The organism is Kitasatospora sp. NPDC052896, from assembly GCF_044547075.1.
Taxonomy (GTDB): Bacteria; Actinomycetota; Actinomycetes; order Streptomycetales; family Streptomycetaceae; genus Kitasatospora.
Genome location: NZ_JBITZU010000005.1, coordinates 152,025 through 167,260, shown reverse-complemented (window position 1 = coordinate 167,260; position 15,236 = coordinate 152,025). Strand labels below are relative to the sequence as shown.

Genomic DNA, 15,236 nt, shown 5'->3' with positions numbered 1-15,236 from the left:
ACCCTAGTCGGACCAGGGCCGCCAGAGCTCGGTGGGGATCTCCACCCCGAAGGGCTCCGGCAGCCGGACGACGTCGCCGAACTTCCAGGTCGTCTGCTCGTCGTAGCGACCGGCGAAGCGGTCGGGAGCGCTGTAGAGGGTGACTCCCGGCCGCTTCGGGTCGCGGTCGACCAGGAGGTAGTGGCTGATACCCGCACGGGCGTAGCCACTCCACTTGGTGCCCTGCGTACGGCGGCCGATGACCGGTCGGCGATCATTGTGCGCGTTGGACTTCGAGGTCACCTCGACCACCAGCTCGACTTGGTCAGGCGTGAGAGCGTCTGGTGCATCAGACCAACCCCTGGCCTCGATGTCGACGTGGAAGACCAGCAGATCGGGGATGTAGCCGTCGCCGATCTCGACCATGTCGAGCCCCAGACCCTGCATGCTCCGCCACGGGAACAGCGGATCCATGGTCCCCCTGGCATCGATCACTCGCTGGATAGTGGCGACGATCCCAGCGTGCAGAAACACCGGCGCAGGCGACACGACGATCTCTCCGCCGACGACCTCGACCCGCGTGCCGTCCTTCGGCAGATGCAGGAAGTCGAACAATTCGTCCCGGACCCACATCTCGTACGGCGTGTCCGGCAACATCAGGTGCGCGATCGCAGTAACAGACATCTCGGCACTCCCTCCACGGTCGCGGACCCAGCATCGCCCAGCCCAGGCAGACACCGCGCCGCCGCGGGAAACATTCCCTCGAAGAGGTGTTCCACGTGGCGACGAACTGACAGCCCCGAACGTTGCAGCCCAGTGTCCGCGTCGGCGGCCCTCGGGCCGGCGGGGACGGTGCCGTACCGGATCAGTCGGACCAGGGCCGCCAGCGATCAGTGGAGAACTCGAAGCCCAACGGCTCCGGCAGCTTCACCGGAGTGCCGAACGGCCAGCTGCTGCGCTCGCGGTAGCGGCCAGTCCCCTGATCGGGATCCGCGTACAGGGTGACACCCGGGTTGCGCGGATCCCGGTCGACCAGGAGGTAGAACGGCACTCCGGACCGGGCATAGCCGTTCCACTTGGTCTCACGGCGCCCGCGCCCGAACGCCGGTTCGTGATCCCCGGCGGCGTTCGACGGCGACGTCACCTCGACCACGAGCATGAGCTGGTGCGGATAGAGATGCTGGGCTCGGGCCGCACCCGCCCTCGCCAGAACCTCGTGGTTCAGCACCATCAGATCCGGGATGTAGCCGTCGCTCACCTCGACGAGATCGAGCTCCGTCGTCTGGACGGCCCGCAGGGGAAATTCGCCGTCCCTCAGTTCGGCCGCGACGACACCCCTGTTGATGTCCGACACGATGATGTTGTGATCCACCGCAGGCGCAGGCGACACAACGAATTCCCCTCCGACCACCTCGACCCGCGTGCCGTCGTCCGGAATTCGCAGGAACTCGGCGAGTTCGCCACGGACCCACAGGGCATACGGCGAGTCGGGCATGGTCCACTGACCGAACGCGACGACGGACATCTCGGCACTCCCTCCAGAGCCGTGGACCCAGCTTCGCCCAGCGTAGGCAGGTACAGCACCGCCGCATGGAACATTCCCTCGAAGGAGTGTTCCACGCGGCGGTGACGTGACGATCCCCAGCCGGGCCTCACGGGCGTCGCATCACACCAGCCCCTCTCGCCCGGCGGACTGCATCATCACCACGTGCGAGCGGTCCGCGAGCGTGAACGGCAGCTCCAGGCCCTGGCCTCTCCGCAGCGTCTCCTCCGCGCGGGGCACCGCGTCCAGCCCCACCAGCATCTCCCGGAACCAGTTGAGCTGAAGGCTGCCGAGCGGCAGCACGCGCACCGACTCCCAGAGCGCCGCCAGCGCGTCCGGCACCCGCGCGAACGTCGCGGGTCGCGTGATCCCGGTCAGCTCCACCGTCACCGGGCCGACTGCTGGGTCCACGCCGCTCACCGTTCGCCGTTCCGGCGGGCCGGAGGAACCACCGACCACACCACCTTGCCGATCCCCTGGTCACCGCGCGGACACCAACCCCAGCTGCCAGAGAGCGAGTTGACCAGCAGCAGCCCACGTCCGGCCTCCTCGTCCGCGCGCACCTCGCGCATCTCGGGGGGCGCGCTGCCGGCGTCGTGCACCTCGATCCGCAACCGGTCCGGGTCCACGTCCAGGCACACCCGGATCAGGTACCCCCGGGGGCTGCCATGCATGACCGCGTTGACCGTCAGCTCCGAGAGGACGATCAGCCCGGCGTCCGCGAACCGCTCGCCGTCCTTGACCCGCGCCAGCAGGTTCGTCAGCAACTGCCGTGCGAGCGCGGGGGATCTGACACTGCGCGGCAACCAGCACTCGTCCTTGGCCGCCAACTCCGGCGGTCGGTTCAGCATTTCGGGCATGGCAAGGCCACCTTCCGGACGTGGCGGGAGATGCGGTTCAGGAACGACCGATCCAGCGGCCGTCGAAGCAGGGCAAAGGGATGCCCGGCTACCAGCCGCGATGATCACGGTGCGTCGCCCATTGAGCTACTCCGAGTAGCATGCCTTCCTTGGAAGATCCACTGCAAGTGCAGATCAGATGCACTTTCAGTTTCGCTAGACGTTCGATGAGTTGAGAGGGGGTGGCAGACTGTGTATCTGGACGACCGACCAGGGAGGGTGACGGGTGGACAGTCCAACCGTGCTGCGACGTAGGCTCGGCTCCGAGCTGCGAAAGTTGCGATCGCGCGCGGGCCTGTCGGGCAAGGACGTTGGCGATCAGCTGGGCTGGTCCGCCAGCAAGCTCAGTCGCATCGAGAGCGGAGAGGTAGGGCTTCGCGAGGGCGACGTCAAACCACTCCTGTCTCTCTACGGCGTTACTGACCCCGAGGAGCTCAAACAACTCACCGCGTTGGCTCGCAAGAGCCGTCAGCCTGGATGGTGGCAAAGCTACGGCGACGCCCTACCCGAGTGGTTCAAGGCATACGTTGGCCTGGAGGCCGACGCAGCCAGCATCCGCGCGTACGAAACTGAACTTGTCCCCGGCCTCCTTCAGACCGAGGACTACATGCAGGCTCTGGTGCGCGCGACCGTTCAGCGGGCCTACGACGACGAAGGCGGGAACGAACGACGCGTCGCACTTCGGATGCAGCGCCAGGAGATCCTTGACCGTCAGCCACCCCCGATGCTCTGGGCCATCATCAACGAAGCAGTCTTGCGCCGCCCGATCGGCTCTCCCGAAGTGATGCGCGCACAGCTTGAGCATCTGGCGAACATGGCTGACGAACGTCCCCACATCACTGTCCAGGTCCTACCGTTCAGCGCGGGTGCCCATCCCGCGATGGGCAAGGCGTTCTCGCTGCTCTCCTTCAAGGACATCCCTGGAAGCGTCGCCTACGCCGAGGCTCCTACCAGCAGCATCTACACCGAGAAGCCAACTGATATCGAGCACCATCAGAACATCTTCGATCGACTCATGGCCTCGGCACTCCAGCCGGAGAAATCGGTCCTCTGGTTGAGAGACGTTGCAAGGGAGTACAGGTGATGACGCTGGACCTCAACGGCGCATTGTGGCGCAAGTCTTCATTCAGCGGTGGTGACGGCGGCAACTGCGTCGAGGTCGCCGACGGCGTTCCCGGCGTCATCCCCGTCCGCGACTCGAAGGACCCGGACGGCCCGGCCCTCATCTTCCCCGCCACCTCCTGGCAGGCGTTCGTGACCGGGGTTTGCGCCGAGGGGTTCCGCGCCGGCCACTGACGGACCCCGGCGACAGGGGCGAAGCCGGGGCCCGATCAGGCAGGCGCAGCGCCCCGGACCCGTCAGCCCGCGGCGCTCTGCGCCACCGCCTGCCGCACCCGGTCCGCGAGCCCGTCGCCCGCCGCCACCACCCGCACGTTCGCCCCCGCGCCCGCGGCGCCTCCCGCGCCCACCAGCAGGAAGCGCTGTTCGGGGTGCGCCTGCGCGAAGCCGGCCACCACCGAGTCGAACTGATCGCCCGCCGACTGGTCCCCCGCCGCGACGATCAGCGTGCAGCGCTTGAGCAACAGGCCGCCCAGCGTGCCGGGCAGGCTCGCCGGCGCCGCGGTGACGTAGCTCGCCCGGGCGTGCAGCGACCCGGCCGCCGCCTGGGTGCCGGACCAGGCCTGGGCGCCGACCGCGTCCGGCGCGAGGCCGGCCGGGCCGGTGACCAGGCAGGCGTTGAAGGCGACGAAGGGCTGGGTGGGCGCCGGCGCCGGCGCGGCACGGTGCGTCGCACAGCCGCCGAGCAGCCCGGCGGCGACGGCAGCACCGAGCAGCGCGCCGCCGGTCCGGACCGTCCTTCGCACCATGACCGCCGCCACCGAGACCGTTGATGACACCGCTGCCGCTCCCTCGCACTCGCCCTGGCTGCCCACGGTCACGTCCCCGCGGGCCGAGCAGAGCCTAGAGCATGAGGAGCTCCATAATTCCTCCCCAAAATCCACGCCAACTCAACTTATCTCAAAATCCTCTGAGAAAAACCTCTTCTGACTCGCAGTCATATTTAAGAAACCCCACAGCCCTGGCGCCGCAGGTGCGGTTCGTATCCGCTCACACAGTGGACCGGTCAACAGGCGCGTTGGTAGAACTCTCCGGCTCTTATCTGATCTTTACTCAGCAGGAGGGAAAGTGCGCCCACCTTTCGGGACACCCCCAGCCGCCCGTAGACGACGACAACTACTGCGCTGGACAGCGTCATTGACCACGCTCACGGTCGGCTTCACGCTGGCGGCCGGCGCCGCCGAGGCGATACCGCAGCCGACCGCCAAGGCCGTGGCGGCGGGCAAGCGGGTGGACACCACGAAGGTGTCCACGCCCCAGCAGCAGTCCGGCTCGGCGGCCGGCAAGTCGCACCTGGTCTCCGCCGACACCACCCGCGGCACCGGCACCGGTCCGGTGCCGGGTCACGGCCCGGGCACCGCGCCCGGCCAGCTCGCGCCGTTCACGCCGAAGGACCGGGTCGCCGACCCGTTCCTGGTGGACCGCTCGGGCAACGTGCGGACCGCGCCCGGCAGTGAGCCCGGCAAGTCCGGGCTCACCGGCTTCGACGCCGGCAGGAGCGTCGAGGACACCGGCAGGCGCGACGACCACGAGAAGGTCTTCACCAACCCGGACGGCACCCAGACCGTGCGGACCTACGCCGGCCGGGTCTCGTACCCCAACCCGGACGGCAGCTGGTCGGACATCGACCCCACGCTGGTCCCGTCCACCAAGCCGGTCGCCACCCCCACCCCGCACCCCACCCAGGCCGCCGCACCGCACGCGTTCGCCCTGGCCGCGCGCCCGGCCAGCGACGTGAGCCCCGCTCCCGGCGACCGCACCGGCAGCCCCAAGCTGACCAAGAAGGCCGACTCCCAGGACGTCGAGTTCGCCACCACCGCGAACGACCCGCAGCTGATGTCGATCAGCGGCGACGGCACCGACCGCGTCTCCTTCGGCCTGGACGAGGCCACCGCGGCCACCGGCCAGGTGGCCGGCAACGAGGTCGTCTTCCCCGGCGCCCGCCCGGGCGCGGACCTGGACCTGAAGACCGTGGACGAGGGCTTCAAGGAGACCATCGTCCTGCACGGCACGGACGCGCCCACGGTCTGGACCTTCCCGATCACCGCTCCCGGCCTGGCCCCGAAGATCGCCGCCAACGGCGACGCGGTCTTCGTGGACGCCTCCGGCGCCGTCAAGGTGACCGTCCCCGCCGGCACCATGACGGACGCGAACATCGACCCGCGTTCGGGCGAGGGCGCGTTCTCGGACGGCGTGCGCTACGCGATCGTCGACGACCACGGCGGCAAGGCGCTCCAGGTCAGCGTCGACCCGGCCTGGCTGCACGACCCGGCCCGGGTGTTCCCGGTCAAGGTCGACCCGTCCTCGGCGAACACCACGGCCGACACCACCGCGTTCTTCGAGCAGAACCTGGTCAACGGCCAGACCAACATCGCGAGCAGCTCCAGCAACTCGGACCTCAAGGTCGGCGACTACGACGGCTCGCACGCCTCGGCCTCCTTCGTCCGCTTCCCGGTCCAGACCTCGATCGCGAACGCCTCGGTGATCGGCGGCGGGGTCAACCTGTACACCACCTGGTCCGGCTACTGCGCCACGGCCGCCGAGGTGGACGTCAAGGCCATCACCACCGGCTGGAACCTGGGCACCTCGCAGAACTGGCCCGGTGTCGGCTACCCGGCCGCCCAGTCCGGCTCGGCGTCGTTCACCGGCGGCACCGGTACCGGCTGCGGCGGTTCGCAGTGGGAGCGCGTCCCGTTGAACTCCACCGGCCTCGGCCAGGTGACGTCCTGGACCCACGGCGGCGCCAACAACGGCTTCCTGCTGTACGGTTCGGCGAACGACGTCTACCACTGGAAGCGCTTCAACTCGACCGCCTCCGGCTCGAACCCGCCGTTCCTGGACGTCACGTACGCGCCGGACGACGCGAGCTTCAACTTCGCGTCCAGCTGGGACTTCGCGCCCTCGCACATCCAGCAGGGCCAGATCGCCGTCACGGTCACCAACACCTCGTCCAACACCTGGGCGTCCGGCACCGGCAACGGCTCCTACGCGCTCGGCTCGCGCACCTACCGCGCCGACGGATCACTGGTCGGCTGGGGTTCGAGCGTCTCGCTGCCGAACGCCGTCGGCCCGAACCAGTCGGTGAAGCTGGAGGCGATCAGCCCCGCGCTGCCGCCCGGCACCTACACGCTCTGCTGGGAGATGGAGAAGCGCGGCTTCTACGCGTTCAGCGACGTCGGCGGGCACAACGCCTGCTGGTCGTACACCATCAACAACATCCCGCCGCAGGTCGACACCTCGTACCCGCCGAACAACGCGACCGAGCCCACGCTGACCCCGACGCTGTTCGCCACCGGCCACGACCCGGACAACTGGCCGGGCACCGGGCTGACCTACAAGTTCGGCGTCTGCGGCGGCACCCAGGCCGCGCCGGTGAACTGCTTCGACTCCGGCGGCTTCACCAGCGCCACCAGCTGGCAGGTCCCGACCGGCAAACTCGCCTGGGGCCAGAGCTACTTCTGGCAGGTCTGGATATCCGACGGCAACGCCACCGCGGGCCCGTTCGTGCAGGGCTTCTTCACCACCCAGGTCGGCCAGCCACCGATCACCTCGCACCTGACCGAGAACCCGGCCGGGCGCGGCTTCGACCCGCAGAGCGGCAACTTCACCACCGAGGCCGCCGACTCCACCGTGGCCACCGCGGGCCCGGCGCTGGACGTGCACCGCACGTACAACAGCCTCGACCCGCGCGGCAACGGCATGTTCGGTGCCGGCTGGATCTCCCCGCTGGACATGCGGGCGGTGATCGACGACGACGGCTCGAACAACCTCGTGATCACCGACGTGGACGGCCGGCAGATCCGGTTCGGCTGCAACCCGAGCACCACGCCGAGCACCGGTCCGCCGTGCGCCTCCTACGCGCCGCCACTGGGCACCTACGCCACGCTGACCGCGCAGACCGGCGCGAACAACGCGGTCACCGCGTTCACGTTGACCGAGAAGGGCGGCACCGCCTACACCTTCACGGTCACGGCCGCGAACCCCGCCGCCTTCCAGCTCAGCCAGGTCAAGGACTCCGACGGCCGGGCCAACACCTTCTCCTACGACGGCAACGGCCTGCTCAGCAGCGTCACCAGCGCGACCAGCGGCCGCGCGCTGCACTTCAACTGGTCCACGCCGGCCGGCGCGAGCTTCCCGCACGTCTCTCGGGTCTTCACCGACCCGGTGTCCGGCACCGACCAGAACACCGACCTGACCTACCTCTACAACTACACCGGTGACCAGCTGACCTCGGTCTGCCCGCCGACCTCCGGCACCGCCTGCACCACGTACGCCTACACCAGCGGCTCGCACTACCGGACCGCGGTGCTGGACGCCGGACCGCAGTCCTACTGGCGGCTGAACGAGACCGCCGGCAACACCGCCGCGAGCAGCGTCACGCTCAACGAGGGCAACGACAACGCCTCGTACGGCAACGTGACGCTCGGTCAGGGCGGCCCGATCGCCGGCTCGCCGGCCACCGCGGCCTCCTTCAACGGCACCAACTCCTCGATCCGGCTGCCGGACAACCTGCTGTCGTCCAGCTCGAACCTGGCCGTCGAACTCTGGTTCAAGACGACCACCGCGGGCGGCCCGCTGCTCTCCTACCAGAACACCACGCTCGGCACCCCCGCGACCAGTTGGACCCCGGCCCTCTACCTGGGCACGGACGGCAAGCTGCGCGGTGAGTTCTGGCAGGGTGCGGCCACGCCGATCACCTCGGCGAACCCGGTCAACGACGGCAACTGGCACCACGTGCTGCTCTCCGGCGCCGGCAACACGCAGACGCTGTACCTGGACGGCAGCCAGGTCGGCACGTTGGCCGGCACCATCGCCAACTCCGCCCAGCCGATCACCTACGTCGGCGCCGGCTTCTCCAGCGCCGACTGGCTCGGCGCCGGTCAGAGCTCCGGCGACCGGTACTTCAACGGTCAGATCTCCGACGTCGCGTTCTACAACCACCCGGTGGGCGGGGCGACCGCGGCCGCGCACAACCAGACCGGCCGCACCGCCGCGAACGCGCTGCTGACCAAGGTCACCGAGCCGTCCGGCGCGGTGCACGCCCAGATCTCGTACGACACCGCGGCGGACCGGGTCACCCAGACCACGGACGCCAACGGCGGCACCTGGAAGCTCAACACCCCGACGGTGACCGGCTCCTCCGGCGTCTACCGGTCGGCCGTGATGGGCTCGGCGCCGCAGGGCTACTGGCGGCTGGCCGACTCCGCGGGGGCGGACGCGGCCAACCAGCTGGGCACCGCGTACGGCAACTACAACAAGGTGACACTGGGCACCCCGGGCCCGTACGCGGCGAACGACATCACCGCCGCCTCGTTCGACGGCGCGTCCTCGTGGACGGCGTTGCCGAGCGGCCTGGTGCCGAACAGCGGCCCGTCCGCGCTGGAGCTGTGGTTCAACACCACGACCCCCGGCGGTGTGCTCTTCTCCTACCAGGCACAGCTGGTCACCGACCCGAACGGTCCGCAGTACTCCTACACCCCCGCGCTCTACGTGGGCGGTGACGGCAAGCTGCAGGGCGAGTTCTGGGACGGCAACGGCAACGCGATGAGCTCCCCGAACTCGGTGGCGGACGGCAGGTGGCACCACGTCGTGCTCTCCACCGACGCGACCGGCGCCGGCCAGGCGCTCTACCTGGACGGCACCCAGGTCGGATCGAAGACCGGCACGGTCGGCCAGAACGGCTGGGGGATGACCAACGTCTACCTCGGCGCCGGCCTGATCGCCGGCAGCTGGCCCGACCAGCCGAGCGACCACGCCGGTCACTTCAAGGGCGCGATCAGCGAGTTCGCCTTCTTCAACCACCAGTTGACCGCCGCCGACGTGGCCAACCACTTCCAGGCGTACGCCTCGGGCAAGCTGGCGCCGCTGACCACCGCGACCGTGACCGACCCGAGCGGGAAGACCGTCTCCTCGGCCTACGACCCGAACAACGGCGGGCGGATGATCTCGTCCACCGACGCGCTGGGGGCGACCACGACCTACGGGTACGACACCGGCGGCTTCCAGGCCACCGTCACCGACCCGAACGGCAACACCAGGCTCGAGGGGCACGACGCCCGCGGCAACGTGGTCAGCGAGACCACCTGCCAGGACCGCGCGCACCAGATCTGCTCGACCAGCTACCACAGTTACTACCTGAACACCGCGAACCCGGTCGATCCGCGCAACGACGCGGTGACCGACACCCGGGACGGCCGGTCCGCCTCGGCGAGCGACAACACCTACTGGACGCACAACGACCTGGACGCCGCGGGGCGGGTGATCGCCACGACCACCCCGCCGTACACCAACGGCACCGGTCGGGTGGCCACCACCACCTACACCACGGGCACCGAGGCGGCCGTCGACTCCGGCACCGTCCCGCCCGGCCTGCTCGCGAGCAAGACCACCGCGGGCGGTGCGAAGGCGACCTACGGCTACTTCCACAACGGCGACCTCGCGCAGGTCACCGACCCGGCCGGCCTGGTCACCAAGTACAGCTACGACCAGCTGGGCCGGATGACCAGCCACACCGTCTACGACGCGGTCAGCGCCCCGAACGGCCTGACCACCTCGGTGACCTACGACGGTGACGGCAAGTTCCTCACCGAGACCGAGCCGGCCACCACCGACCGGGTCACCGGCGTGGTGCACACCGAGCAGACCGCGTACACCTACGACCCGGACGAGAACCTGCTCACCGAGGTCAAGTCCGACCTGACCGGCAAGGACCCCTCCCGGACCGAGACGTACGCGTACAACGCGCTCGGCCAGCTGGCCACCGAGACCGACGCGGCCGGGCACAGCGAGTCCTACGGCTACGACGCCTACGGCAACCGGTCCTCCAAGACCGACGCCAACGGCACCACCATCGCCTACGCCTACTCCCCCCGCGGCGAACTGCTGACCAGCACGCTCAAGGGCTGGACCGGCGACCCGACCGCGCCCTCCCCGGCCATCGACCTGGTGCTGGACTCCAAGGCGTACGACCCGGCAGGGCGCCTCGCCTCGGACACCGACGCGATGGGCCGGACCAACTCCTACACCTACTACGACGACGACCAGACCAGGACCGAGCAGCGCTCCGACGGCACCGCCACCAACACGATCCAGCTGCACGCCTTCAGCTACGACGGCGCGGGCGACCGGCTCTCCGACCTGGCCGACGGCGAGACCCTGACCAACTACACGGTCGACGCCGCCCACCGGGTCACCAACGAGGCGACCAAGGTCGGCCTGGACACCAACAGCCAGCCGATCTGGCGCACGACGGCGACCAGCTACGACGCGGACGACCACGAGACCTCCGTGGTGCGGACCGACTCGACCGGCGCGGTGACCGCCCAGACCGACTACACCTACGACCCGATGGGCCGCGAGCTCACCGAGACCGTGCACAACGGCGCGAGCAACCTGGTCACCACCTGGACCCGCGACCAGCGCGGCCTCACCACCGCGGAGAAGGACCCCGCCGGGAACGAGACCGACTACCAGTACGACACCGCCGGCCGCCAGGCCTACGTCACCGAGCCGTCCCGTCCGGTCGAGGCGGTGGGCGGCACCGCCGTCACGGCCACGCCGTTCGAGACCTTCGGTTACGACACCTTCGGCGACCAGACCTCGCACTCCGACGAGAACGGCAACACCGCCTACACCAGCTACGACGCGGTGGGCAAGGTGACCGGCACGATCGAGCCGAACTACACGGCGCCGGGCAGCACCACCCCGATCACCGCCACGACCAGCAACAGCTACGACAAACTCGACCAACTGATATCCCACACCGACCAGTTGGGCAACACCACCAGCTCGGTCTACGACCAGCTCGGCCGCGACGTCACCAGGACCGACCCGGCCGTGGGCGGCGCGACCACCGGCGGCGTGTGGCACTACGGCTACGACGCCGTGGGCGAGCAGCTCTCGCAGACCGACCCGACCGGCGCGGTCCAGCAGGCCACCTACGACTTCCTCGGTCGCAAGGTGACGGAGACCCAGCTGGAACGCTCCCCGGTGGCCGCCGCCTACACCACCGCGCTGGCGTACAACGCGACCGACGACCTGGTCTCGGAGACCTCCCCGACCGGGGTGGTCACCGGCTACGGCTACGACCTCGACCACGAGAAGACGAGCCAGACCGACGCCTACGGCAACACCACCGGCTTCGGCTACGACGCCCTCGGGCGCGACGTGAAGACCACCGACCCGTCCGGCACCGGTCAGAGCACCGTCTACGACCCGGCCGGCCGGATCACCGCCGTCAACGACCTGGACAACACCGGCAAGGTCCTGCGCACCCACAGCCTGGCCTACGACCCGGCGGGCAACGTCACGTCGGCGACCTCGGCCCTGGGTGCCACCACCACCTACACCTACGACTCCGACCACCACCCGCTGACCGAGACCGAGACCACCGCGCCCGGCTCGACCATCACCACCTCCTTCGGCTACGACGCGGTCGGCGACCGCACCCGTTACACCGACGGCCGTGGCAACAACTTCCTGACCACCTACAACAGTTGGAACCTGCCCGAGTCCCAGGTCGAACCGGCCACCACGGCCTACCCGAACGCGGCCGACCGCACCTACACCACGAGCTACGACGCGGCCGGACAGGCCGTCAGCCTCGCGGAGCCCGGCGGCGTCACCCGCACCCGCACCTACGACCAGCTCGGACGCCTCACCAAGGAGACCGGCTACGGCGCTGAGGCGGCAACCCGCGACCACGCCTTCGGCTACGACCTGATGGGTCGGATCACCTCCACCGGCGCGGTCACCACGGACGACCAGTTCACCTACAACGACCGCGGCCAGCTGCTGTCGGCGAGCGGCCCCTCGGGCAACTCCTCCTTCGGCTACGACGGCGACGGGCGGATGACCACCCGCACCGACGCCTCCGGCACCTCCGCCTACACCTACGACCAGGCCGGACGCCTGGCCACCATGGCCGACGCCGCCGCGGGGACGACCACCGCGGTCGGTTACGACAAGGACGCCCAGGTCGTCAGCATCGGTTACGGGACCGGCAACGACACCCGGACCTTCGGCTACGACCCGCTGCACCGGCTCACCACCGACAGTGTCACCACCGCGTCCGGGGCCACCGTCGCCTCGATCGCCTACGGCTACAACCTCGACGACCAACTGACCAGCAAGACCACCACCGGATTCGCCGGAGCCGCCACCAACACCTACACCTACGACCAGGCCGGGCGCCTCACCTCGTGGAACAACGGGAGCACCACCGTCCCGTACGCCTACGACGCCTCCGGCAACCGCACGCAGATCGGCGCCCAGACGCTGACCTACGACGCCCGCAACCGCCTCCTCTCGGACGGCAAGGCCGCGTACACCTACACCGCGCGCGGCACCATGTCGGGCAAGACGCCGAACGGGTCGACGACCACCGAGGCGATGCAGTTCGACGCCTTCGACCGGATGCGCGCCGACGGCAACCAGAACTACGACTACGACTCCCTGGACCGTCTGCTCACCACCGGTACGACCGGCGGCCCGACCACCACGCTGGCCTACTCCGGAACCGGCGACGAGGTCGCGTCCGACGGCGCCGTCAGCTACTCCCGGGACCCCGACGGCGTGATCACCGGGATCACCGGGGGCGGCGCCAACACCGTCGCCCTCACCGACCAACACGACGACCTGGTCGGCGACTTCGCCGCCGGCGCCGGCACGCTGGCCGACTCCGCGGCGTACGACCCGATCGGCAACACCATCGCCACCTCGGGCACCCGGCACTCGCTCGGTTTCCAGTCGGACTTCACTGATCCGACCACCGGCAAGGTCGACATGCTGTCCCGCTGGTACGACCCGTCGACCAGCAACTTCGTCTCCCGGGACAGCTACAGCCCCGACCACGCCGTCTCGGACCTGCCGGACCGCTACGCGGTCGAGGGCATGGACCCGTGGTGGTCGGACCCCAACCCGAGCATCGCGCAGGACCGTTACGCCTACGCCGACGGCGACCCGCTGGCCTTCACCGACCCGGACGGCCACTGGGGCATCCCGGGCTGGATGAAGAAGGCCGGACACTTCGCCGAGCACACCGCGTCGAGCGTGATCCACAACCCGGTGGGCGCACTGAAGACCGGGGCGAACTTCGTCTACCAGGTCTCCGGCGCCGCCGACGTGGTCAACTGCGCCACCCACCCGGGCTGGGGCAGCTGCGCACAGGCGGCACTCGCGGTCGCCTCGTACATCCCGGCAGTCGGCGAGGGCGCCATCGCCCTTCGCGCCGCCTCGGTCGCCTCCAAGGGCGCCCGGGTGGCCGGAGCGATCGGCCGCGGCGCCCGCGCGATCAACACCGGCATCTACGCCTACCGCACGGGCAACGAGCTCTACCACGGTCACTACAGGCAGGCGTTCAAGGACGTCGCCACCGGCATCGTCCTCGGTAAGCTCTCCAAGCACGTGGGCAACGGTGCGCGGCGTGCCGGCAGCGCGCTCACGCGTGGAGCAACCAGAGTTGCCAGGGCTAGGCACGCCCCTGAGAACCTTGGCGCCGAGGGGAACGTATGGGGTACCCGAGAACAAATAAAGAATGCGACCGGCAAGTCTTCCCGGAATCGGAGCCGCGCTCTCAGCTCGGTGCGGCGCACAGATTTTCCGAACATTAGGTTCAGGGTCGACGCCGAGTACAGCCCTACGGTCAACACGGGACTCTCGAAGCCGGGCCACAAGGTGCAGATCGGACGGAAGTCGTTCGTGAGCCGATACGAGCTTCGGAACACAGTGATTCACGAGGAACTGCATCACCGATGGTTCGAACGCCCCAATCAGTTCACAAGGCCTCACCACCCGCGGCCCAATAACGGCGTCGAGCACCCGCAAAGCGTAAAATTCTACTACACCATTGACAGGTACTTCGCCTTGCGTGGATGGAAAAAGCAATGATTCAGCGCGCGTTTGAGTATCGACAGATCTGCACCGCGTGCGGACATGCGACAACCGGCTGGAAAGGCCAGGAGCTCAAGTCCGAGAAAATCGGCTGGTTTATCGAATGGGAATGCCCGAACTGCGGCCTGGTGAGTGATGATTACGGGTACGGTCCTGGCCCCGACGATCTCAGGCAGGGCCTGCTGGACAAATTCGGATGGGTCGGCATCCAGCTGACCGAAGGCCCGGACGGGACTGTCGCGGCAGTACGGCGCCTGAAGGAGATGTTCGATCTCACTCCCGGCGAGGCACTTGCAAAATTCAAGGAAGCCAAATCCACTGGAGCCCTCGGGACTGCCGTCGAGGTCGAGGTTATCGTCGACGCCCTTCGCCGAGACGGGTACTCGTACTCGGCACGTGAAGCCGCGTGATATGACCAGGCGTCCTCCAGTTCTATAGGAGACCGCGCGGTGCGGCGCCCGACGGCGCCACACCGCGCGGTCTCCGCGTTCTAAGCCCGGAGGGCACAATGGAAGGCACCGACTTCGGCCCTGACCGGGACGACATCGCCGAGGCCCTCGAAACGCGGGCTGCCCGACTGGAGAAGCCGTCCGGGCGGGCACCCTCCTGACCACGGCGCGTCGGCCACCACACCCGGCAGCACAGAAGCGGGGGGGGGGGGGGGGGGGGGGGGGGGGGGGGGGGGGGGGGCGCGGGCGGCGGCGCCCCCCGCCCCCCCCCGCGCCCCCCGCCCCCCCCCCCGCCCCCCCCCCGGGGCCCCCCCCCCCCGGCCCCCCCCCCCCCCCCCCCCCCGCTTCTCAGAACAC

The 15,236-nt window shown here is 69.3% G+C and carries 9 protein-coding genes; 4 read left to right on the top strand and 5 right to left on the bottom strand.

What is annotated here, in order from left to right; genetic code table 11:
• Positions 1–3: 3 nt before the first annotated feature.
• From ACIGXM_RS13420 to ACIGXM_RS13405, 4 genes are all read right to left on the bottom strand, one after another.
• A complete protein-coding gene (locus ACIGXM_RS13420; RefSeq protein ID WP_396560161.1) occupies positions 4–663 on the bottom strand; it encodes a Uma2 family endonuclease in 660 nt (219 codons plus the stop codon).
• Between the two features lie 181 nt (positions 664–844).
• Entirely contained in the window at positions 845–1,504 is a 660-nt protein-coding gene (locus ACIGXM_RS13415) for a Uma2 family endonuclease (RefSeq protein WP_396560160.1), read from the bottom strand.
• A gap of 141 nt (positions 1,505–1,645) precedes the next feature.
• A complete protein-coding gene (locus tag ACIGXM_RS13410; protein WP_396560159.1) occupies positions 1,646–1,933 on the bottom strand; it encodes a hypothetical protein in 288 nt (95 codons plus the stop codon).
• 5 nt (positions 1,934–1,938) lie between these two features.
• Complete coding sequence (locus ACIGXM_RS13405) at positions 1,939–2,382, bottom strand: ATP-binding protein (RefSeq protein ID WP_396560157.1); 444 nt, start codon at positions 2,380–2,382, stop codon at positions 1,939–1,941.
• A 265-nt stretch (positions 2,383–2,647) separates the two neighbouring features.
• Between ACIGXM_RS13405 and ACIGXM_RS13400 the strand changes: the two genes are divergently transcribed.
• Both ACIGXM_RS13400 and ACIGXM_RS13395 read left to right on the top strand, forming a co-directional pair.
• On the top strand, positions 2,648–3,505 hold the full coding sequence (locus ACIGXM_RS13400; protein ID WP_396560155.1) for a helix-turn-helix domain-containing protein: 858 nt from the start codon (positions 2,648–2,650) through the stop codon (positions 3,503–3,505).
• Positions 3,505–3,717, top strand: coding sequence for a DUF397 domain-containing protein (locus ACIGXM_RS13395; protein ID WP_396560153.1), 213 nt, complete (start codon positions 3,505–3,507; stop codon positions 3,715–3,717). The genes ACIGXM_RS13400 and ACIGXM_RS13395 overlap by 1 nt, the downstream gene beginning before the upstream one ends.
• A gap of 62 nt (positions 3,718–3,779) precedes the next feature.
• Here the strand turns inward: ACIGXM_RS13395 and ACIGXM_RS13390 are convergent, their stop codons facing one another.
• A complete protein-coding gene (locus ACIGXM_RS13390; protein ID WP_396560151.1) occupies positions 3,780–4,319 on the bottom strand; it encodes a hypothetical protein in 540 nt (179 codons plus the stop codon).
• A 358-nt stretch (positions 4,320–4,677) separates the two neighbouring features.
• On the opposite strand from ACIGXM_RS13390, the gene ACIGXM_RS13385 reads away from it, so the two are divergent.
• The gene (locus tag ACIGXM_RS13385; protein WP_396560149.1) at positions 4,678–14,427 is read left to right on the top strand and encodes a LamG-like jellyroll fold domain-containing protein; all 9,750 of its coding nucleotides are present in this window, start codon (positions 4,678–4,680) and stop codon (positions 14,425–14,427) included.
• Positions 14,412–14,840, top strand: coding sequence for a hypothetical protein (locus ACIGXM_RS13380; RefSeq protein WP_396560147.1), 429 nt, complete (start codon positions 14,412–14,414; stop codon positions 14,838–14,840). The genes ACIGXM_RS13385 and ACIGXM_RS13380 overlap by 16 nt, the downstream gene beginning before the upstream one ends.
• Positions 14,841–15,236 lie beyond the last annotated feature (396 nt).